The 23,227-nt window shown below is 37.5% G+C and carries 13 protein-coding genes and 1 riboswitch; of the genes, 4 read left to right on the top strand and 9 right to left on the bottom strand.

Features of this window, described 5'->3' with window-relative positions:
* Positions 1–185 precede the first annotated feature (185 nt).
* From hutI to hutH, 3 genes are all read right to left on the bottom strand, one after another.
* The gene (hutI, locus tag PI85_RS13470) at positions 186–1,463 is read right to left on the bottom strand and encodes an imidazolonepropionase (protein ID WP_036122304.1); all 1,278 of its coding nucleotides are present in this window, start codon (positions 1,461–1,463) and stop codon (positions 186–188) included.
* Positions 1,460–3,130, bottom strand: coding sequence for a urocanate hydratase (hutU, locus tag PI85_RS13465; RefSeq protein ID WP_036122301.1), 1,671 nt, complete (start codon positions 3,128–3,130; stop codon positions 1,460–1,462). The genes hutI and hutU overlap by 4 nt, the downstream gene beginning before the upstream one ends.
* A gap of 155 nt (positions 3,131–3,285) precedes the next feature.
* Positions 3,286–4,800: a histidine ammonia-lyase gene (hutH, locus tag PI85_RS13460; RefSeq protein ID WP_036122298.1), complete on the bottom strand. Its 1,515-nt coding sequence runs from the start codon at positions 4,798–4,800 to the stop codon at positions 3,286–3,288.
* Positions 4,801–5,077: 277 nt separating this feature from the next.
* Between hutH and PI85_RS13455 the strand changes: the two genes are divergently transcribed.
* Together PI85_RS13455 and PI85_RS13450 are read left to right on the top strand one after the other, a co-directional pair.
* A complete protein-coding gene (locus tag PI85_RS13455) occupies positions 5,078–6,532 on the top strand; it encodes a response regulator transcription factor (RefSeq protein WP_036122295.1) in 1,455 nt (484 codons plus the stop codon).
* Between the two features lie 306 nt (positions 6,533–6,838).
* Positions 6,839–8,344, top strand: a complete 1,506-nt coding sequence (locus PI85_RS13450) for a catalase (RefSeq protein WP_036122292.1) — start codon at positions 6,839–6,841, stop codon at positions 8,342–8,344.
* Between the two features lie 205 nt (positions 8,345–8,549).
* Here the strand turns inward: PI85_RS13450 and thiC are convergent, their stop codons facing one another.
* The 3 genes from thiC to PI85_RS13435 all read right to left on the bottom strand — a co-directional run bounded on the left by thiC (position 8,550) and on the right by PI85_RS13435 (position 14,015).
* Complete coding sequence (thiC, locus tag PI85_RS13445) at positions 8,550–10,328, bottom strand: phosphomethylpyrimidine synthase ThiC (protein ID WP_036122290.1); 1,779 nt, start codon at positions 10,326–10,328, stop codon at positions 8,550–8,552.
* A 144-nt stretch (positions 10,329–10,472) separates the two neighbouring features.
* A riboswitch (TPP riboswitch) is annotated at positions 10,473–10,587 on the bottom strand.
* Positions 10,588–10,653: 66 nt separating this feature from the next.
* Complete coding sequence (locus tag PI85_RS13440) at positions 10,654–11,583, bottom strand: AEC family transporter (protein WP_036122288.1); 930 nt, start codon at positions 11,581–11,583, stop codon at positions 10,654–10,656.
* 329 nt (positions 11,584–11,912) lie between these two features.
* A complete protein-coding gene (locus PI85_RS13435) occupies positions 11,913–14,015 on the bottom strand; it encodes a methyl-accepting chemotaxis protein (RefSeq protein WP_036122285.1) in 2,103 nt (700 codons plus the stop codon).
* A 254-nt stretch (positions 14,016–14,269) separates the two neighbouring features.
* On the opposite strand from PI85_RS13435, the gene PI85_RS13430 reads away from it, so the two are divergent.
* On the top strand, positions 14,270–15,916 hold the full coding sequence (locus PI85_RS13430; RefSeq protein WP_042737490.1) for a hypothetical protein: 1,647 nt from the start codon (positions 14,270–14,272) through the stop codon (positions 15,914–15,916).
* A 211-nt stretch (positions 15,917–16,127) separates the two neighbouring features.
* Here the strand turns inward: PI85_RS13430 and PI85_RS13425 are convergent, their stop codons facing one another.
* Positions 16,128–17,282 (bottom strand): response regulator, encoded by a 1,155-nt coding sequence (locus PI85_RS13425; protein ID WP_036122284.1) that lies wholly within the window; start codon positions 17,280–17,282, stop codon positions 16,128–16,130.
* Between the two features lie 455 nt (positions 17,283–17,737).
* Between PI85_RS13425 and PI85_RS13420 the strand changes: the two genes are divergently transcribed.
* Entirely contained in the window at positions 17,738–19,030 is a 1,293-nt protein-coding gene (locus PI85_RS13420) for a hypothetical protein (protein ID WP_036122283.1), read from the top strand.
* Positions 19,031–19,129: 99 nt separating this feature from the next.
* Here the strand turns inward: PI85_RS13420 and PI85_RS13415 are convergent, their stop codons facing one another.
* Positions 19,130–21,052 (bottom strand): AraC family transcriptional regulator, encoded by a 1,923-nt coding sequence (locus PI85_RS13415; RefSeq protein ID WP_036122282.1) that lies wholly within the window; start codon positions 21,050–21,052, stop codon positions 19,130–19,132.
* Between the two features lie 70 nt (positions 21,053–21,122).
* On the bottom strand, positions 21,123–23,099 hold the full coding sequence (locus PI85_RS13410) for an AraC family transcriptional regulator (RefSeq protein WP_144422601.1): 1,977 nt from the start codon (positions 23,097–23,099) through the stop codon (positions 21,123–21,125).
* Positions 23,100–23,227 lie beyond the last annotated feature (128 nt).

Genomic DNA, 23,227 nt, shown 5'->3' with positions numbered 1-23,227 from the left:
TTAATCATTACAAGGTTTTAGTAATTTGTAATTAACGAATTACTATTTAACTGAATTATAAACCCCTACTGAAAAAAATGCAACCTATTTATTTAGTAACCCAAAGAGCTATTATCATCAGATTTTTTCAATTAAAATAAAAAAGCATAAATAAAGCTTTTATGCCTTATTTATGCCCATTTACTTTATTGTTCTTTCAGCAAAATTCCATTTTGTACAACAACTTTCCCATTTTTAATAACTGTATTTGTATGGTTCATGCCATAGAAGTATTGTAATTGCTTATAATTAGCAACATCTAAAATAATAACATCCGCTTTTTTATCAACTTCAAGGGAACCTATTTGTTCGCCTCGATTCACTGCATACGCGGCATTAATTGTTGTTGCTGTTAGTACTTCCTCTAGTGTCATCCCCATATGCATGCAAGCTAAATTCATTATAAACGGTAGACTCATAGTCGGAGATGATCCTGGATTAAAGTCCGTCGAAATGGCTACAGGTACCCCTTCATCAATCATTAGACGACCTCTCGCGAAAGGCGCACGTAAAAAGAATGCAGTTCCTGGCAGCAAGACAGCAATTGTACCCGCTTCAGCCATTTTTTGAATACCTTCATCGGAGGCAACTAACAAATGCTCTGCCGAAATGGCTCCCACTTCTGCAGCAAGTTCAGCACCTTTATAAGGCTCAATTTCATCAGCATGTATTTTTGGTGTTAATCCAAGATCTTTCCCAGCCTCTAAAATACGCTCAGATTGTTCTGGTGTAAAGACACCTTTTTCACAAAATACATCATTAAATTCAGCTAGTTCCAACTCTGCAACTTTGGGTAGCATTTCATGAATCAAAACATCCACAAACTCATCCTCACGCCCTTTATAGTCGCGAGGTACTGCATGTGCACCCATAAAAGTACTAATAACATCCATATCATGCGTTGCTTGCAACTTTTTCGCTACTTCAAGCTGCTTCTTTTCCGTCTCCCAATCCAATCCATAGCCTGATTTGGCTTCAACGGTTGTGACTCCATGCTTTAAAAATATATCTAAGTGCTTTCTTGTTTTTTCATACAAATCATCAAAGCTAGTTTCTCGTGTACGCTTTGTTGTAGCGTGAATGCCGCCACCCGCATTCATAATTTCCATATAGGTAGAACCATTGAGCCGCATATTAAACTCTTCTTCACGGGTTCCTCCATGTACGAGATGCGTATGACAATCCACTAGCCCCGGCATAACGACCTTACCAGAAGCATCAATTGTAGTAGCCTTCTTCACTAGTTCAGGAAAATCTACCTCTAATTGCTCTAAAGCACCTACAGCAACAATTCGATCTTCTTCAATAAGAACACTACCATTTTCCACTATAGCAATTTCTTGCATTTGCTCCTTTGTGCGAGGTCCTCGTACATTATTTTTTAATGTAATCACTTCATTAGCATTTTTAATTAAGATAGTCACTTTACATCATCCTTTAACATTGGTATTTGCACACCTTTGTTTTTAGCTGTCTGAATAGCAATATCATAGCCTGCATCTGCGTGACGAGCTACACCCATACCAGGGTCCGAAATTAACACGCGAGCAATTTTCTCTGCTGCTAGCTCCGATCCGTCTGCTACTAATACTTGCCCTGCATGCTGTGAATAGCCCATACCTACGCCACCGCCATGGTGAACACTTACCCAGCTGGCACCACTTGCTGTATTAACTAGCGCATTTAAGATTGGCCAATCCGATACTGCATCTGAACCATCCAACATCCCTTCTGTTTCACGGTTTGGCGAAGCAACAGAACCTGAATCAAGATGATCACGACCAAAAACAATTGGGGCTGATAACTCACCATTCGCTACCATTTCATTTACTTTTAACGCAAAGCGATGACGGTCGCCATAGCCTAGCCAACAAATACGTGCAGGTAACCCTTGCCATTTAACCATTTTTTGTGCCATATCGATCCAATTCACTAGACCTTCATCTTCTGCGAACATCTCTTTCGCAAGTGCATCCGTTTTATAAATATCCTCAGGGTCTCCCGAAAGCGCAGCCCAGCGGAATGGCCCTTTCCCTTCACAGAACAACGGACGAATATAGGCTGGTACGAAGCCTGGGAAATCAAAAGCATTGGTTACGCCCATTTCTTTAGCATAGGCGCGAATATTATTGCCATAATCAAACACCTCTGCACCAGCCTCTTGGAACTCTAGCATTGTACGAACATGCTCTGCCATAGTTTCCTTAGCTCTTCGTTCATATGTTTTTACATCTGATTTACGAAGTGCTAATGCTTCCTCAAATGTCATGTTATTCGGTATATAGCCATTTATCGGATCATGTGCAGAGGTTTGGTCTGTGACAAAGTCTGGAATGATCCCTCGATTCAACAGTTCACGATTGACGTCTGCACAATTTCCAACGAGGCCAATCGAGGCTGGTTCTTTTTGGTCACGTAATTTATTTACTAATGCAACTGCTTCATCCACAGTTTCTACAAGATAATCACAATAGCCCTCTTTTATTTTACGTTCAATGCGGGCACGCTCTACTTCTACAACTAGAATGACAGCGCCAGCCATTTTCCCCGCTAAAGGTTGTGCACCACTCATCCCACCCATACCACCTGTAAGGATGAATTTACCGCGTAAATCTGCAGAGCCAAATACTTTTTTCCCTGCTTCTACGAAGGATAAATAAGTACCTTGTAAAATACCTTGTGCGCCGATATAAATCCAACTGCCAGCAGTCATTTGACCATACATCATTAAATCTCGATCTTCTAATTCATAGAAATGGTCCCAATTAGCCCACGCTGGTACAAGATTGGAATTGGCAATTAAAACACGTGGAGAATGTTCATGTGTACGGAATACAGCTACGGGCTTCCCTGATTGGATCAATAATGTCTCATCATTCTCTAGTTTTTTTAATGAAGCAATAATTTGCTCATAACTTTCCCAATTTCGAGCTGCTTTTCCAATACCTCCGTAAACAATCAGCTCATCTGGATTCTCCGCTACTTCAGGATCAAGATTGTTCATCAGCATGCGCATCGCTGCTTCCTGCGTCCATCCTTTACAAGTTAATTGATTCCCATGGGGTGCACGAATACTTGTTTTAAATACCATAAAAAACACACTCCTTTAAAATGATAAATACATTAGTAAAATTAAATAAAACTGAATATTCAGACAATAAAACGAATAATCCCTTATAAAGCAGAGGCGACTTAGAAAACCAAGTCTCGCCTCAGCTCTTCCAACTTATAATCATTTAAGCAACTTTACATATATTCTTTTACTAGAGCATCAGTAGTTAATAAATACTCCGCCAATGCCTCAATTTCATCACCGATCGGCTGATCTGCTAATAGTGGTGGACAAAACTCACGAACTTTCTCTAAATACTTTCGTGTGGTTGGTGATAATTGTTCCTCCGCTTTATCTAAATAAATAGCCTGTGATGCACAAATCATTTCTATCGCTATAACTAGGGCAGCATTTCGGACAATCTGACGTACTTGACGAGCAGAAGTTGTCCCCATACTTACATGGTCTTCCTGATTCCCTGATGTAGGAATTGAATCGACACTGGAAGGATGCGCCAACACTTTATTTTCTGAAACGATAGATGCTGCTGTATATTGAGCAATCATCAGACCGCACTCAATCCCAGGGTTTGTCGCTAAAAATGGCGGTAACCCTTCATTTAATTGAGGATTCACCATTCGCTCTGTACGGCGCTCTGAAATATTAGCCCATTCACTTACCCCAATTTTTAAAAAGTCCATCGCTAATGCAATTGGCTGACCATGAAAATGGCCACCTGATAGTACTTCACCGCTTTCTAAAACAATCGGATTATCGGTCGTAGCGTTCATTTCCGTTTGTACTCGGTTCTCCGCGTAAAAGAAAGACTGCCAGGAAGCACCGTGCACTTGTGGAATACAGCGCAGAGAATATGCATCCTGCATACGAATTTCTCCTTGCTTTGTCACTCGCTTACTTCCCTCAAGCCACCTACGAATACGACCGCCAACAAGCTCTAACTCTGGATGTGGTCTTACTGCTAAAAGTGCTGGGTCAAACGCAGATGTTATACCCTTCAATGCTTCTAGTGTTAAACTAGCAGCCATATCCGCCGCTAGCCCAATTCGTTCAGCCTCATTAACGGTTAAGACACCGATACCCGTCATAGCCTGTGTACCGTTTACAAGTGCCAGCCCCTCTTTAGCTTGTAGTCGAACAGGTGATAATCCCGCTTGCTGTAACGCCTCACTACCACTCATCACTTCTCCATTAAACTCAGCCTTACCTTCTCCCACTAGGACTAAAGCTAAATGTGATAATGGCGCTAAATCTCCACTTGCTCCAACCGACCCTTGTGACGGGACAATTGGGTGTACGCCTTTATTAATAAAATCTAATAAAAGCTGTACCGTTTCCTCACGAATTCCTGAAAATCCACGAGCTAAGGCATTTGCACGTAAAACCATCATGGCACGTACAACATCAGTAGGAAACGGCTGGCCTACACCTGTTGCATCCGATCGTAATAAATTCAGTTGTAATAGCCCAATATCGTCTTCCTCAATTTTTATATTGCTTAGTTTTCCAAAGCCTGTATTCACACCATAAATCGTTTGCCCCTCTGCTAAGCGCTTTTCGATCCGTTCCCTACTTAAACGAATACGCTCTATACTATCTGCAGCAAGTGCAACTGTTGCATGCCCTTTAACGATTTCCTCAATTTGTTGTCTTGTTAATGTATGGCCATCAAGCTCGATGATCGACTTCACATGACATCCCCCTATTCCCTTTAAGGCTTATGTAAAATTCATTTTAACGTAATCAATAACACATCCGCATTCAACTACTTTTAAGCGTTTTCATTATAAACGAGTGTCCTGCTGAATAATGGTCAATTACTCTATTTCCATTGTACTAACTACTTTTTTCAGAATATAGAGAATTTTAAAAGAGAAAACATGATTTTTTTCAGATTCCTATGTTATTTTTAATAATATAATCGTATTTTTATATGAAACTAGAATATTTTAAGCGAGGTTAGATGTTATGAAGCTATTATTAATCGATCGAGACCCCACTGAACTAGCAGGCATTAAGTGGTTTTTACATACCTATTTTCCAGGCGATGTTTTCATTGATATGTGCACGACTATGTCAGATGTACCTCAATGCATCCGTCAATTTGAACCGGATGCCATACTGTTAAATATCGACTTGATCCCTAATAATCGCTTAACTTCTCTTTATCGAGATCTACAAAAACTTGCAGGTGCTATTTTAGCTGTAACAACAGAACCCTTATTTAAAAACGCATTAAAAGCCATTGATTTACAGGTAGCCCATCTGTTTGTAAAGCCCATTGATTTAGAAGTATTAAAGCAAAAACTGACAGGCATTTCCTTGCGCTCACCACAAATTACAGATACTGCGCAAGAGGCTGCAAATGAATCATTTTATAATCATTTATTTTTGGATACGAAATCAAACTCTATTGAAACTGGCATTCACTTTACAATAATTGAACCTGAGCACACTGAGACCTATAACAAGCTTTACAATTGGCTTCAACCGACATCGATTCACTTCCATATGAAAACCTATCCATTATCGAATAGAATCGTCTGCCTTTTTCAAACGCAAGACATAAAGCTGGTAGAGAAGGATGTACGTACTCTTATGAAGGAATGGCGTTTGTTTAGCAATAGTTCTTTAAATATTGGGATATATGATGGACCGACTACAAGCATTAAAAATATGTATACATTAACAAAGCGTGCACTTCATCAAAGTTTTTACGAAGGATTCGGGCATATTTTTTACGCAAGTAAACAATTTGAAATACAGCCCTTCGATCCATTACTAACACCAGAAGAACAACAATTATTAATAAGTAGCCTGGAGGAGGGTAATCTCGAAGCCGTAAAAACATTTTTATATCGACTTTCTAATGAAGGCATCTATTATGAGCAGGATGACCTACGCATCCATCTAACAAGTGTGTTAGCACAAATTCGGCGCTTTATGTTGAAATATAAACTACACGAAAAAGCAGTCATTGAACAAAACTACCGTCAGCTATTTCATTTAATTATTGAGCATCCTATTTTTTATACGATTCTCAATGGTATTATTTCTTTCACTCAGAGATTAATAGAGCTAGCCCGTGATGCACGCATGGAGAAAAGAGCCGATTATGTTGAGCTCGCTTTAGAAATTATTGATCAGCAATTTAAAGATAGTTCCTTGTCTCTTCCCTTTGTCGCCCGTAAGCTTGGCATCAGCCCCAATTATTTAAGTACAATTTTTTCGAAGAAACAAGGCTTGCCATTTAAGCGCTATATACAGCAAGTTAGAATTCAAAACGCTATTAAGATGCTAGTAGAAACAGATTTTGCAATTAGTGAGATTGCTCATTTAAACGGTTTTGATGACCCGAATTATTTTATTAAAATATTTAAACAACAAATCGGTATGACCCCTCATCGATACCGAAAAAACTAAAAAGAACGTTGTAGATAATTTTCAATTAGTCGTTTTCATTTTCAATAAAGGCTTGTGTTATGGGTATTAACTCTTATACTTTTTTCATTTGCAGTATAAATACTGTTTATATATAGTTTATTTAACAACAAATTTAGGACGATAATTAAGTATAAATAAGCTCTTTGCTGCATATATTTATATTTTATATCTTACTATAAAAATTCTTTAACGATAATTATTATAATGTACTAGCAATTCTATTTTATATTTGTTATAGTTATAGACGAAGAGTTTGACTTACATTATTTTCAGGAGGTAACTAATATGACAAACGCAAATGATCGTAGCCGTCGTTTTACAACAGCAGGTGGTGCTCCAGTAGTAAGTAACCATGACTCTATGTCAGCAGGTCCACGCGGCCCTCTATTACTTCAAGATGTATGGCTAGTTGAAAAACTAGCAAACTTCAATCGTGAAGTAATCCCTGAACGTCGTATGCATGCGAAAGGTTCAGGTGCATTTGGTACTTTTACTGTAACGCACGATATAACTCAATATACAAAAGCTAAAATCTTCTCGGAAGTGGGCAAGAAAACTGATATGTTCGCACGATTCTCCACAGTTGCTGGTGAGCGTGGTGCAGCAGATGCTGAGCGTGATATCCGCGGCTTTGCCCTTAAGTTCTATACTGAAGAAGGCAACTGGGATTTAGTAGGAAACAATACACCAGTATTTTTCTTCCGTGATCCACTACACTTTACAGATTTAAACCACGTGGTCAAACGTGATCCACGTACAAATATGAAAAACGCTAATTCTAACTGGGATTTCTGGACGCTATTACCAGAAGCACTTCACCAAGTTACAATTGTAATGTCCGACCGTGGTATCCCAACTGGTTACCGTAATATGCACGGATTTGGTTCGCACACATATAGCTTTATCAATGCTGATAATGAGCGTGTTTGGGTTAAATTCCACTTCCGTACAGAACAAGGCATTAAAAATTTAACAGGTGATGAAGCAACTGAGGTAATCGGTCAAGACCGTGAGTCTTCACAACGTGATTTATATGAAGCCATCGAAAAAGGCGATTTCCCTAAATGGAAAATGTATATTCAGGTTATGACAGAGGAGCAAGCTCGTGAGCTACCATACAACCCATTCGATTTAACAAAAGTATGGTATAAAAAAGATTTCCCATTAATTCCTGTAGGTGAGTTTGAGTTAAATAAAAACCCGGACAACTACTTTGCAGAAGTGGAACAAGCTGCCTTTGCACCATCTAACATCGTCCCTGGTATTAGCTTCTCACCAGATAAAATGTTACAAGGTCGTATCTTTGCCTATGCGGATGCACAACGCTACCGTTTAGGTGTAAACCACTATATGCTTCCTGTTAACGCACCAAAGTGTCCATTCCGTACTTTCCACCGAGATGGCTCTATGCGTTTTGACGGCAACCTTGGATCAACACTAGGCTATGAACCAAATAGCTATGGTGAATGGGAACATAATTTAGACCATAAAGAGCCTGAGTTACGCATTGATGGTCATGCAGGAATTCATGATTTCCGTGAAGACGATAGTAATTACTTCGAGCAACCAGGTAAACTTTTCCGCCTAATGACTGCGGAAGAACAACAACGTCTATTTGAAAATACGGCTAATGATATGGCTTCTGTTGAGGAATTCATCAAACGCCGTCACATTCTTCACTGCTATTTAGCTGATCCAGCATATGGTGAAGGTGTCGCAAAAGCAATGGGTCTTTCATTAGAAGGTATGGATCTTACAAATCCATACGTAAAACAACCAACAAACGTTTAATATTCCACTTATTATTGATATCCAAATCCAACTTTTCTCCATGTGAATGTATAATTCACATGGAGCTTTTTTGTATTCGTCTAGGTTTAAGCGTTCATTTCTATTTGCAAAGGCATATATTCCTTTTTTTCATCTCCCTATTAAGTTATGAAACCAACATAAAAAAGGCTCGTGTCTAGAAATAAACACAAGCCTTGCATTATTATTATTGGTAGATTTGACTACCTGCCTTTTTAAACTCCGCTGACTTTTCCCTCATACCTTCATGGATGGCTTCTGTTGTATTTAAATCCTTTTCCTTAGCATAATTACGAATATCCTGAGAAATTCTCATGCTACAAAATTTAGGCCCGCACATTGAACAAAAATGAGCCGTTTTGGCTCCTTCAGCTGGCAATGTTTCATCATGATATTCTACTGCACGCTCTGGATCAAGAGAAAGGTTAAATTGATCGCGCCAGCGGAACTCAAAACGCGCTTTGGACAGTGCATCATCCCGTTGCTGTGCACCTGGGTGGCCCTTTGCTAAATCTGCAGCATGTGCAGCAATTTTATAAGTAATAACCCCTACTCGAACATCCTCCCGATTAGGTAAACCTAAATGTTCCTTCGGTGTCACGTAGCAGAGCATAGCTGTACCAAACCAACCAATCATTGCTGCTCCAATAGCAGATGTAATATGGTCATAACCTGGCGCAATATCTGTTGTCAATGGACCTAATGTATAGAAGGGAGCTTCCTTACAAACCTCTAATTGCTTGTCCATATTTTCTTTAATCAAATGCATGGGAACATGACCTGGACCCTCCACCATTACTTGAACATCATGCTTCCATGCGATTTCCGTTAATTCACCTAATGTTTCCAGCTCCGCGAATTGTGCTTCATCGTTAGCATCCGCGATTGACCCTGGGCGTAAGCCATCTCCTAATGAGAAGGCTACATCATAAGCTTTCATAATTTCGCATATTTCCTCAAAATGAGTATAGAGGAAGTTCTCTTGATGATGGTATAAGCACCACTGCGCCATAATGGATCCACCCCGAGACACAATTCCCGTTACACGGCTTGCCGTAAGAGGAACATAACGTAAAAGGACACCTGCATGAATAGTGAAATAATCTACCCCTTGCTCCGCTTGTTCAATAAGCGTATCACGGTACACCTCCCACGTTAAATCCTCAGCGACACCATTCACTTTTTCTAATGCCTGATAAATTGGTACTGTCCCAACGGGTACTGCAGCATTTCGAATAATCCATTCTCTCGTTGTATGAATATGCTTGCCAGTTGATAGATCCATAATATTATCAGCACCCCAGCGTGTAGCCCATGTCATTTTTTCGACCTCCTCTGCAATCGAGGATGATACAGCTGAATTTCCAATGTTCGCATTAATTTTCACATGGAAGTTACGACCGATAATCATTGGCTCTGCCTCTGGATGATTAATATTGGAAGGCATAATAGCTCGGCCTGCTGCAATCTCTGAACGTACGAAATCTGGGTCCATATTTTCGCGTATCGCTACAAATTCCATCTCAGGTGTAATAATTCCTTTTCGAGCATAATGAAGCTGTGTGACATTTCCATCCTTTTTTGCACGTAAAGGCTTTCTCACCAATTCCGGAAAGACGTTTTCATGGATACGCGGATCATCAGCGCGACGGAAACCATTATCCTCCGGTTTAATCGTACGCCCTCCGTATTCCTCAACATCCCCTCGCTCTTGTATCCAAGTACTTCGTAAAGCAGGTAAGCCCTTTGTAATATCCACACGAAAGGCCGGATCTGTATATGGGCCACTCGTATCATACACCCGAATGGGGGCATTTTCTTCATCTCCAAAGCTACCAGTCGTCGGACTTAATGCAATTTCACGCATTGGTACTAAAATATCTGGACGAGATCCTTCCACATAAACCTTTTTACTTCCTTCAAAGTTAGACATAATCGTAATGTTCTTTTCACTAATTGCTGACATGAGCTACTTCTCTCCCTTAAATGTATTTTAAGCAAGGACCGAATCTAGCTCACCCAACAATCAATACAATAAATAAAGGCCGAATCCAAAATAATAATTGGATCCGGCCATGAATGTAAAGGGTCTATTGATTGCACGTAATAGGCAATAGCTTCTTAACTTTCCCACGCTGGTATGAGCCAGATCAGGTCCAAAGGGTCAAGAAACCTCTATGCGTTTCCCTCTCAGCCTGACTCATCAGACTCCCCTAGTTAATACTATTCAGTTTGATGCTAGTGTAGCAGATATTGCTAAGAGATGGAAGATATCATTAAAATATTTTCTATTAGGTAAACAATACATCCGCAATATAAATCACAATCGTGACCGTTATACAACTCACAATGGTTGAGAATAAAACAGTTTGAGCAGCTGTTGCGGACTCTACATCATATTCTAATGCTAGACTTGAACTGTTGCGGGATGTGGGAAAAGCACTCGCTATAAATAATGATTGTGCCACAACCCCATCTAAACCTAGCGCATAGATAATGACTAAAGCCACGGCTGGTCCGATAAATAATCGTGTGAAGCAGCTGACGAATACTGTTTTATTAAACATCGTTTTGATCTCCAGCTGAGACAATTGGGCTCCTAGCGTGATTAATGCAACGGCAATAAAACCATCTGCTACATGGTCTATTGGTATTTTAATAAACTGCGGAATGCCAATATCAAAATAATTCATGGCCACTCCGATTATTAGAGCGTGAATAATAGGCATTTTTATAAAATCCTTAAAAATCGTCATGCCCGATTTAGTAGAGGAAATTAAATTATATAAACCATACGTATATGTTGTCATGTTTTGAAAGATAACGAGTATAACCTGGATGGCTACACCGATAGGTTGAGTGGCAAAAATCATTTGAGCTACCGGAATCCCATAGTTCCCAGAGTTAATGAGTACTACACTATTTTTAAAAACAGCCGCCTCAGTTTTGGCGAGGCCAAGCCCTTTCGCTAAAAAGTGACTAAGCAGCATTTGACTCCCGATAAAAAGTACAACAAACAATCCGACTTCTCCTAGAACAGACAGCTTTATATTCGTCTCATATAAATTAATAAATACAGCGGCTGGCATAAAACAATATGTAATAAGCTGTGATAATGCTTTTAAATTAAAGCGAAATTTCTTTTGTAGAATAGCACCTAGTACAAGTAATACTAAAATAGGTGCGACAATTTGAAAGAAAATCATTCCAAGATACACCATATTGATGTCCCTCCTCCCTTTTAATAGTAGTGTCGATCATGCACTAGGTCAATGCCACTTACTTTCATAATTAAAACCGTTGACTTCCACTACGGACGGGGCGCGCCTTGTTCATATGGTTGAAAAGATTCAAAAAATCAAATCAATGAAAGAGAACAATGTACACAATGTAAGAATCACCTAAACTCATTCATTTAGGACTGTGTATGATTGGGCAGCAAAGAACTATTTTTAATGAAGGATAAATAAAAAGGGAATCGAGCATGATCTTCTCGATTCCTTTTATCAAAAAGTCTGAGCTACCTTTAGATTCTAGGTGGCCTTTTTCTTTACGCAAGCTTAAATCTATTAACAACCTCTTGCAGTTCATTAGAGATATCATTCATATTTTGCATAGACTCTGCCACTTTTTGCAATTCAGCTTGTTGGTCCATTGCAGAGGCACTTACTTGCTCAGCAGAGGCCGCTGTTTCCTCTGAGATTGCCGAAATACTTTGAATGGACATAATCGCTTGATTTTTATGCTCTAACATAGTAGACAACTGTGTCATTAGTTCACTAATAGAAGTTGCAATTGCACGTGACAAATCACTATTATCTTTAAAGGCCAATTGCGTGCTTTGTACGGACTCATTTTGAGATTGCATTAAGTCTGCATTTGATGCAATGACTGCAACTGTTTGCTGAGAATTTTCTAAAATACTTTCTACCGTGCTTTTAATAATTTCTGTTTCAGTTTTTGATTGCTCTGCCAATTTTCTTACTTCTTCCGCCACGACGGCAAAACCTTTTCCATGCTCACCAGCTCGTGCAGCCTCAATACTTGCATTTAAAGCTAATAGATTAGTTTGCTCCGTAATGCTTTGAATGGAGGCAATAATTTGATTAATATTGGCAATATTAGAAGCTAGCGATTCCATTTGCTGCTGAATACGGCCGTTCATCTCATTCGTCTCTATATTATGTTCATGTAAACTTTGAACCTCTTGCATGCCTTTTTCTGTTGTCACATTTGTCTTGTGAGATAAATCGTCCATTTCATTCGAAAGTGCAGTAATGGCGTCTATTTGTTCCGATAAATCCATCATACGATAGTTCGTTTCTTCAGTATCTTCTGATTGCTTCGATGCACCCTGTGCAATTTCATTAATGGCTACTGATACCTCTTGACTAGAGGACACGATTTCAGTAAACGCCTCATGGACCTGATTAGAAGATTGGTTCAATAGAGTCGTGGAGTTTAACACGGCTTTAATAGCACTATTAGTTTTTTCCAACATATTATTATAGGCCAGTGCGACTGCCCCAATTTCATCTTGTTTAATATATTTCTCCTCTACTTTTTGTGTTAAATCTCCTGCTGCTGCTGTTTCAATTGAAGCACGTAAAAACTTGAGCGGCTTTAACTGTTTGTAAATAAATAGTACACTTGCAGCAGTCATCAGGGCTACCATTATAATGGATGCAATAATCGTATATACAAATACATGGTTATATGTTTCTAAAATTTTTGATTCAGCTAATACGATTTGAACGGTCCAAGTTTCGTCAATGTCCTCTAAAATCATTGGAGCAAACACATTATAAGCTTTATCCTTTAGTTCATTAGACTCTATGTACATACTTGTTAGCTCGCCGTTTTCCATTGTCTTACTTATGCTTGTCCAAGCAGAGTCATCTTGCATATTTTGACCGTCCAGCTCTTTACCGAAACTGTTAGCTGTTAGTACACCGTTATTTGTAATAATTGCTGCATAGCCGCCTTCCGGAGCAACAGACATTGTCAGCTCATTTAAATAATCTATCGACACATCCGCCGTCAATACACCAAAAAACTTCCCTGAAGCATTGACTAATGGTACAGAAATTGTGGTCATTAGTACGGTTTGACCGTTTACACTATAGTCATAGGGCTCCGTTAAAACAGTCCGTCCCTCTTCTTTTGGTACCCAGTACCATTGGGATACATTTTTATCATCTACACCTTCAATAAGAGTGGTCGTTATTTCATTCCCATTTTTACTTAAGTATGGCCCAAAACGTTTTTTGGAATCTACCAATGTAGCCTCATCATTTGGGTTTACAATAAGAGAATTCTGTTCAAAGATAGCTCCTACCCCTAATAAATCATCATTATTGGCTAAATTATTTTCCATGATGTCTAAAACACCTTTGGTAGATAGCGTCTTATTCTTCTCCATACTTTCAACGATCCGTTTCGTTGTTTGTAATGTTGTATTGGCTTTTTTAAAGCGCTCGCTCATAATCGCCGCTGATGATTCAGCCGTTTGCAATGTTCCATACTCTGCATCTTTAACACTTTGCTTTTTTATAATAATCCCCGTTGTCACTGTATAGGATAAAAATAATACTAGAAACAATCCTATTATTAGGGAAGATAGTTTCAATGCAATTCCTCTTGATTTCTTCATCACAAACACCCCCACTTTTATAAATAATCATAATGGATGGAAGGTCGTATCTCAATAAAATATTTAGCGAATAAAGTAGAAATTTACATAATTATAGATAAAAATACAGGCATATTAATAGATTTTCCTTATATATTTCAAAGTACTTATGACTCATTCGAGTTGCACCAATTAGTAAAACATACACTTAAAATACTAAATTATAGTAAAATATGGTATATTATTTATTAGATAAAATGATTGGAGTGACTTGCATGACAAATAAAGCGCTATCAACATTAATAGCCACGGCGATGACAGCGACACTAGTATTACCAGTGTCTACTGCACAAGCCTCTTCTTCCCTAAATCAATCAAGCTTATATGAAGCACAGTTTCAAGTTGCAGCAACAAAAAAAGTGGTCGGCAATGCCGTAACGATTAAAAACATTACAAATGATACGGTCATTACATCAAACGGTACATTTAGAATCCACAATGATTTAAAGCCCCTTTTTGATCATTCAAACAAAACAGCATTAACGAATGCATCGGCCACCATTGTCGTAAAAAACAAGCAAATTATTGATGTGACATCATTAACATTAAATAAAGCTGGTACGAGCAAAAAATCAGTATATTTTGATGGGGGTGACGCTCATGTTTCTGGTGATGTTACTGTGAACGCAGATTATGTAAACATACAAGACATTACAATTGATGGTCAGCTAATCATTACAAACAGAGTAAAAAAAGCTATTACACTTGATGACGTTTCTGTGAGCGATACGATTACACTAAAACCACTAATTATAAAGAAGAATGACTGGCTGTATGTTACGCTAAGAGATATGAAATCATCTACTATCAATGTAGCACGTACGAAGGTGAATATATCTTCTGACCAAGCGCTTTCCAAAATTGATATAGGAGGTAAAGTTCCTACTTTTGAGTTGAAGGCAAATGTGGAAAAGCTAACAATCAATGTAGAGGAAAACTTCAACCTTTTCGGCGAGGGTAAAATTGAACAAATCATTGTCAAAGGCGGATCAAAAGTAGCATTAAACTCCGGACACCAGGTGGGTAAAGTTCAAGTGGACAATAAAAGCGTTTCCGTTATCCTACCTGTTATTGATAAAAAAGAGCTAACTACGCTACTAGCATCCCCCCCTTACGTACAGGTTTCTATAAATGGATACGATATTTTAACAACTGACAAATGGACAATGCAGGTTGATCGTAATATTTTTGATTCTGCTGTGACCAGCGCCAGAGCTGTAGCAAACAACAATAGCGCCTCACAAGAACAAGTAAAGAATGCTATTACACAATACAGAAATGCTTTATCCGTCTATCAAACTGCTCAAAAGTACGGCTTAAAATATGGCTATGGCTACGGCAATAGCGATAAAGCTACTCTTCAATCTTTAATTAATTCAATTCAGTATGTAACGGTTTCGTGGGGCTCAGATGTTTACCATAATAATCCATGGACAACGCAAGCTGAGAGAAACGCTATAGATTCCGCCGTTTCAGCTGCTCAAGCAGTTGTTAATAATTATTACGCTACTCAAACTGATATTACCAGTGCTATCAATAACTTAAACAATGCTATTTGGACTTATAAGAGTGCTTTTAAGTATAATAATAATTATTATTATGGTAATAAATACAGCTTACAAACGCTTGTTAATCAAGCAAAAGGGATATATGTGACTGTTTCAGAGGATGGATCGGGTTTATCGTCTAATACCAATTGGACAACATATATGGAATGGTACATTTTCGACTCGGCCGTATCATACGCTGAAACGTTTTTATCTAATAATTATTTCTCTGACTACGAAGTCTCATATGTCATTAATTATTTAAACAGCGCTATTTCAACCTATAAAGGCCAGTATAAAAAAGGGAAAGATTAAATTCTTTCAGCATGAAAAATAAAACAATGATGCTGACAAAACAAATCAATGAATATAACGTTTGATCCATTAGTTTCATAAACCTGTTAGGACGAAAACTAGCAACAACTATATCATCAACCGTGCGTTAACTTCTCAATGGCTTTTATTTTTTCAATCTAGGGACTCTGCAAACTGCAAGAGTCCTTTTTATAATCAGTATTCTATATAGTTAAACATTCATGTGCGTTAGCGCATTTGTCTGCTTCCATCTTTTATACCAATTCTCAATTTCCTCACTTGGTTCCACAGCCAAATGCTCCTGAAGCGCTTTTTTTAACAGCAAGTATTGCTCCTCAACAGCCGCTACATTATTCAGTAAATCGTAAAGTTTCATCAAGATGAAATAGTTTTCCTCTTCACCTGCAAAAAGAGCTTGAACTGTTTCCTGAACCTTAATAGCAGCCGAATAGTTTTCATTTGTTATATAAAATTCACTAAGCTGATGGGCATGATGTAACCATAGTCGCCTTAAACGCTCTTTCTCACTTTCTGCCCATAGATAATCACAATCCCCTAAATAATCACCAGTATACAGTTGGAATACTTGTTCATGCTGATCCACGGTTGACTTTTCTAGTGAAGGTAAGGCTTTCAAGCTAGACAACCATTGTTCTACATCGACAACAGTTTGTTCCAACAAAAGTTTATAACCTGAATTGAGCAATGGACTTGAAATTTGCACACCTTCCAGCCCATAATTTTTTAATGTTTGACGTATTGTATAAATGGCCGTATAAAGTTGTTTCGATGCTTTATCTCTATCAGACTCTGGCCAAAATAACTCTAAAATGGTATCACGATATATAATTTCATCACGGTGATTAAGTAAGTAGGCAAATAACTCTTTCGCTTTGGAAGTTCGCCATTTTAAAATTTGTGTTTGGCCGTCTGGTAATACGACACGGAGTCCGCCAAATAGATTAATAATTGTAGAGTTCCTCGAACTTTTTTTGTGTTTATTATTAATCTGTTCAAGACGATCCAATGTCTTTTCTAAACGTGAAATTTGTATGGGTTTCAATAAATAATCAACGGCATGTAAATTAAAGGCATCTAAAGCATATTGATCGAACCCTGTTGTAAAAACAATCTCTACATCTGGCAATAATTCTTGAATTTTCTCCCCCAGTGCTAAACCATCCATATCCGGCATGACTATATCTAAAAATACAACACTTGGTTGTAGACTCTGTATCTCATCCATCGCTTTTAGAGAATCAGTGTATTCTCCAACTACTTCTATCCCTGGAACCTTACTTTCTTCAAGCAAGGTTTTTAATCTCGTTATTGATAAATATTCATCATCTATTAGCACGATTCTCATTATTACTCCTCCTTAAAAACTACTCCTTTACTTATTATCGTTTATTTTTCTAAAAAATTGAGGGATAGCATTACTTTTGAAGGATAAATAATCCAATTTGTAGACATCTACTGAAATAGGATATAGGAGTGTGAACCTCCTGAAAAAATTCCATATTTTAATTATTTTTTTCCATTATAAAATAAACTGTCCTAGCCGCTCATTTTCAAATTTTCTCTGTCAGATGATTTTTCGTCATTACAGCCCATTATTATCCGGTAGTACTTAAACAATTCTTTTTTAATGCCGTTTAAATAGGTACTGAAGTTATATACTCTCACTAAAAACACATAACCAATCTACCTATTCGACCAAAAAATGCATAAAAAAATCCTAGGCTATGATAAAATTGATACAACACCATATATTGGATAGATTTGCGTTTCGAATAATATAATTAGGAGGCATCTCATAGTATGAAAAATAAAAAAAAATTAGCCCTGCTGTCTTTAGTGGCGGTCCCATCGCTCCTTTATAGTGCACCAGCATCTGCTGCTAATGTGACTGGACAACCAAGCGTGGCATACATATACAGTACTTCTTACTACAATTCTAACGTGTCAAATGTTATACAATTGATTAACAATATTAACTACACAACCTCTACCTTCCAAGTAAATTTGGAGGCAGCACTAAAAGCCTACAATGCACTAACAGAGCTGGAAAAGCAGTATGTAACAAACTATTCCACATTGTCATCACATCAACAGACAAGAATTTCTTACCGTAAGCTGGCGGCACAAATTGAGGATAAGTTATATTCAGTAGAATCTACAGCTGTTAATTATTATCAAAATGTCATGGAAACAAGAGATTGGTATAATACCTTAAATGCAGCACAAAAAACTTTTGTAAGTGCAGCCGCGCAAAAAATATTAACATCATATATTGCGCCTAATACAACAGTTGATAAAGTAGTAAATAAAATTCAACTCATTAATTCATCTCGTCCAACTTTCCATAAAGATGTAGCTGATGCTCGAGCAGAGCTATATGCCTTACGTAGGTTTTCATATGTTTCTTTACCTACTGGGGTTGAACAACTTCTACTTGACGCTGAACAGCTTGTATTGAAGGATAAGGCTGCTGCTAAGGCTGTAGAAAGTGCCATTGCAGCTCTATCACCCAAAACGTCTACCCCTCAGGATGTACAAGAAGTAAAAACGTCATTTGAAGCTCTAACACCTGTACAGCAGCAACTCGTGCCAAATGTTTGGACTTTGGTTGATTTTGTTCAAGGGAAATATACACTCCCTTCAAAAGGGAACGTCCCTAAAACACCTGTACTATCAGATATGGTAGCTCTACCAGGTAAAACAACGGCTATGACGAAAAGCAAGAATATTTATAAAGCCAAAATAAATGTTTCTGATTCAGAGATTGATACAGAACGCTTTATTTTAACAACAAAGGATAAAATAACAATTATCATTCCGCCACTTTATACATTAATCAATGAAGATGAAGGTGTAATCGACATTCAAGTAACAAAAAGGGGAGATCGCATTACTCTTCAGGCTACATTAAATAAAAAGCAAGTTAAATTCGATGCGAACATGGAGATTATTATTGAAGGTTTATCAGCAAGCTCATCGATCAATCACTTAAATGACTTTGGCAAGCAAGTACCAGCCGACTATATCATTAGTGGAAACCGTCATATTATCCAAACAATGACACCTGGGACATTCCAAATTATTAGAAATTAAACAGTTAAAAGCACTAAAGATACCCATTTCAAAGGTTTCTTTAGTGCTTTCTTAAAGCGCCTCCCTTAACCTGTTGTCCATTTACGAGGCACCCTTTATTTAATTTGCTGTAGCTAATAGACGATTTACAATGAAATCAAGCTGTTTAGTTAATGAATATATATCGTTGTAGTAACAAAAACCAAAATCAATTTCCACAAGTCTGCCTTCTTTAACAGCTGGAATAGCGGACCAAACTGGATGGTCAGTTAAATCTACCATCCCTTCATATGATGAACGAAAAACATAATCTCCTGCATACTCCGTTAATACTTCTAAGGATACATCTATCGCCTCCTGAGTATTATTCTTATCATCTATTTTCTGTTGAATAATTTCTGGCGCACGCATTCCTAAATATTCATACAATGCTTGAGAACCACGTCCGAAGGTATAACTTGTTACAACTGACATTTTCCCTTTGCCGCCTTCCATAATACTAACTGTTTTATCTAATACACCCGCCGCTTTTAGCTGTTCTTTACTGTCTTCTACTTTTGTATAAAAATTAGTCAAAAGATCTTTTGCTTCTTTCTCTTTCCCCAGCACTTCTCCAATTTTTTCTAAACGTTGATCTAGAGATGTTGTGGCGTCATCTATCACAATAGTTGGAGCTATTTTTTTCATCTGCCCATATAGTTCTTCATTCTTTGGAATAATGATGACATCCGGCTTTAATTGAATCACTGCCTCAACATTCGGCTCAAACCATTCACCTAAACTTTCGACTGTTTTTAATGCCTCCTCAAATGCAGCGCCGTCCTGTATCTTAGAAGATCCCACAGGTGTTACACCAAATGCTAGGACGTCACCAGTATAATACATCACAACTACTCGCTCAGGATTAACGGGTATTTCAACGTCCCCTTTAATAGTGGATACAACCTTTGTTTGTGATTTAGTTGCTGTTTGTGCAACAGAGGTCTTTCCCTCGCTCCCCGTATTCGTAGATGTTCCGTTGCTACAAGCGCTTAGTAAAAGTGTTAAGCATAGAAAAAGTGTTGCAATAGTTGATAATCCTCTTTTATTCATTGATTCATACTTCCTTCCTTTATATTGATAACCATTCTCAATATAATCTTGGAAGCTCCAATCGACAATGGAGTATCTTTCAGACATTGAAGGACTATCCTTTACTAGATGATCTATTTGTTCTTTTTGGCGAAACTTTATGGGTGAGATACCTACTCTTTTTTTGAATAGTCTACTAAAATAATAAACATCATGATAGCCAACGCCCATAGCGATATCACGTATGCTAGCATCTGTCTCCACAAGCAAAGTGGAAGCCTTTCCGATTCTTAGCTGAATTAAATACTCAATAGGACTACAGCCTATCTGTTGCTTGAATTGAATAGATAAATGTGATGGACTATAACGTAATGCCTTGGCAATTGTGTCTAACGTCAATGATTTTGCGAAGTTTTCTTCTATGTATGCTTGAATTTGATAAGAGACATTCAACTTTGGTATGTCGAGACTCTCTTGATCTAACTGTATAAAAATTTCATTTAAAAATTGATAAAATAGTGATTTAACTGTAAATTTATCTAGATTACTGGCATTTTTCCATTTACTATACATTTGATGTGTTTTTTCGAACATGGTAACAGGTGAGCTTGGTACAAAACCGTATTGATAGTTGAAAGGATTATTTCTATACACGGCAGCTACTACCCTTTTATTAGAAGCTAAAGGAATGAAGGCTCGATAGAATACCATATAGTATTCAAATCCTTTATCCTTAGCCATGATTTGCAGAGTAGAGCCCTTCCCACTGTGTATAAGATGAAAGCCCTCTAGTGTATATTTGTTTAAGTCTATATAAATATCTGCACTACCTCCTGTAGCATAAAGAAACATATTAGCAGGTAATTTATACAATTTACCAATTTCCTCAGGTTTGAATAGCTCATAACGTATATCTAGTATTTTTGTTGTGGCATGATTCCAAAGAAATAGAAACTCCTCATCAGGTAGCATTCTTTATCATTCCTTTCCATTCAGCTACTCCAAGTTTATTACAATTGATAATAGTTCTCAATTATATTTTTTAATAAATAGATATTAATAAAAAATCACTCTGGCTATACAATGCTAGAGTGATTTTGAACTTATCTTTTATTTTTTTAACTTGTAGGACGATCATTTCCGTTACTTCTTCGATTTGCCCAAGTATAGAAATTGGATCTGAAAACCAGAAACTCCATCCATCGATTTCGAAAATTTGATCATTCTGTACGGCATCGAGTGTTTTCCAAACAGGTTCACTTTTATAATCGTATGTTTCTGTTGCTTTATCAACTGCCACAAAAATATAATCACCTGCATATTCTGTAAGTAATTCAGGGGATAATTGCAACCAAGGTTTTTCAGGATCCATATCATTGATTACTTTTGGGGGTGGCGTTAGTCCAAGCCCATCATAAAAGGATCGCCCTGTATAGCCATTACCGTATAATGTTATATCATTTTTTGCCCCGCCAGCTAGAATAGTAACAGTTTGATCCTTGCTTATAATATTTTGAACGGTTTGTTTGGCTTTTGCTACTCTCTGATGATAGTCATCTAACCATGCCTTCACGTCTTCCTCTTTATCAAATATTCTACTAAACTCCTCCAATGTCTCATCCATTTCTAAAGTAAATGGTATTAAAACGGTAGGGGCTATTTTAGAAAAGGCTTCATATTTCTTTTCATCACCTGTAATAATAAGGTCTGGCTTCAAATCTACTACGGCTTCAAGGGAATCCTCAAAATAAGTAATTCCTTCGTTATAGTCTTTTAAATAAGGGCTTTTCATATAAAGCTCCTGTGTACCTACTGGTTTTATGCCCAAGGTCAATAAAAAACCAGGATACGTATCCGTTACGACACGTTTCGGGTCAACTGGAATTTCTACATCCCCTTTCACAGTAGAAACGATTTTCGTTGTGGACTGCACTTCCGCTGCCTGATTGGTTGCCGCCTTTGTCTCTCCATTATTGGTAGTATTCATAGCACTACCAGAACATGCACTTAGCAATAAAGTGAAACATAGCAATAAAGTCGTCATCATAGAGGACTTTGTCTTTTTATTCATCAGTAAATCTCCTTTTTGTTTATATTGATAATAATTATCATTACCAATATAATGTTGTATCCACTTTTTATCATTAGACAAAGAAAGCCGATACATAGGACGATACGATTTATGTTGATTTGGTTGCTGTTTAAATTTCATGGGGGTTAGACCACTGTGCTTTTTAAAAATACGGATAAAATAAGAAACATCTTCATAGCCAACACTCGAAGCAACCTCTTGCAAGCTTAAAGTTGTATGTATTAATAATTGCCGCGCTTTTTGAATTCTTATTTGAATAAGATAATCAATAATACTTCTACCCGTCTTTTGTTTAAATTGCTTAGCTATATAGGGCACACTATAATTCAACATTTGGGCAAGTGATTCTCGAGTAATTGGTAGACTGTAATATTCATCTATATAATTTTGAATTTGCTCCACGGGATCTGGCTGTTGCACATTGACATGCTGTTGATGTAATTGCTGCAAAAGTTCATAAATAATTTGGTAGAAAAGTGCTTTGACATGGAAATGTCCTAGATTATTCTGTTTGAGCCACTCTCGATGCATAGTTTCTATTTTTTCCTGCAATGTAAGTGCATTTGTAACTTGAAAAACATATTGAAGCTGAACAGGTTTTTCGCGTTCCCATAGCACTAGCATGTCTTTCCTAGATGTAATAGGCAACGTCGCTTTGTAGAGAATTAAGTAGTACTCTAAACTATTTTCTACAGCACTAATATGTAGGCAGCTTCCTTTAACAGCATGCGCTATATTAAAACTTTCTATCTTATAAGATTTATTGTCTAATATTACATTAGCTTTCCCTTTGATAGCGTACAGGAAGCCGCTAGCTGGTAAACGATATGAGCTAGGCTGCTCATCACCATGTATCTTGATATACCGTATATCAAACACTTGGATAGTAGCAGACTTCCACAGAAGGATATGATCATCTATATTCACTGTTTGTATACACACCTTTCAAGTTAAATAATAGAATGCCCCCTCTTGTAAACATTATAAATGATAAACATTCTCAATAATATCAAAAAATGTAATAATAAAAAGAAGCATCTTCACTAGGAAAGATG

This window comes from Lysinibacillus sp. A1, from assembly GCF_000801965.1.
Classification (GTDB): Bacteria; Bacillota; Bacilli; order Bacillales_A; family Planococcaceae; genus Lysinibacillus; species Lysinibacillus fusiformis.
The sequence above is the reverse complement of the archived record's forward strand: the minus strand, read 5'-3'. Positions and strand labels throughout refer to the sequence as shown.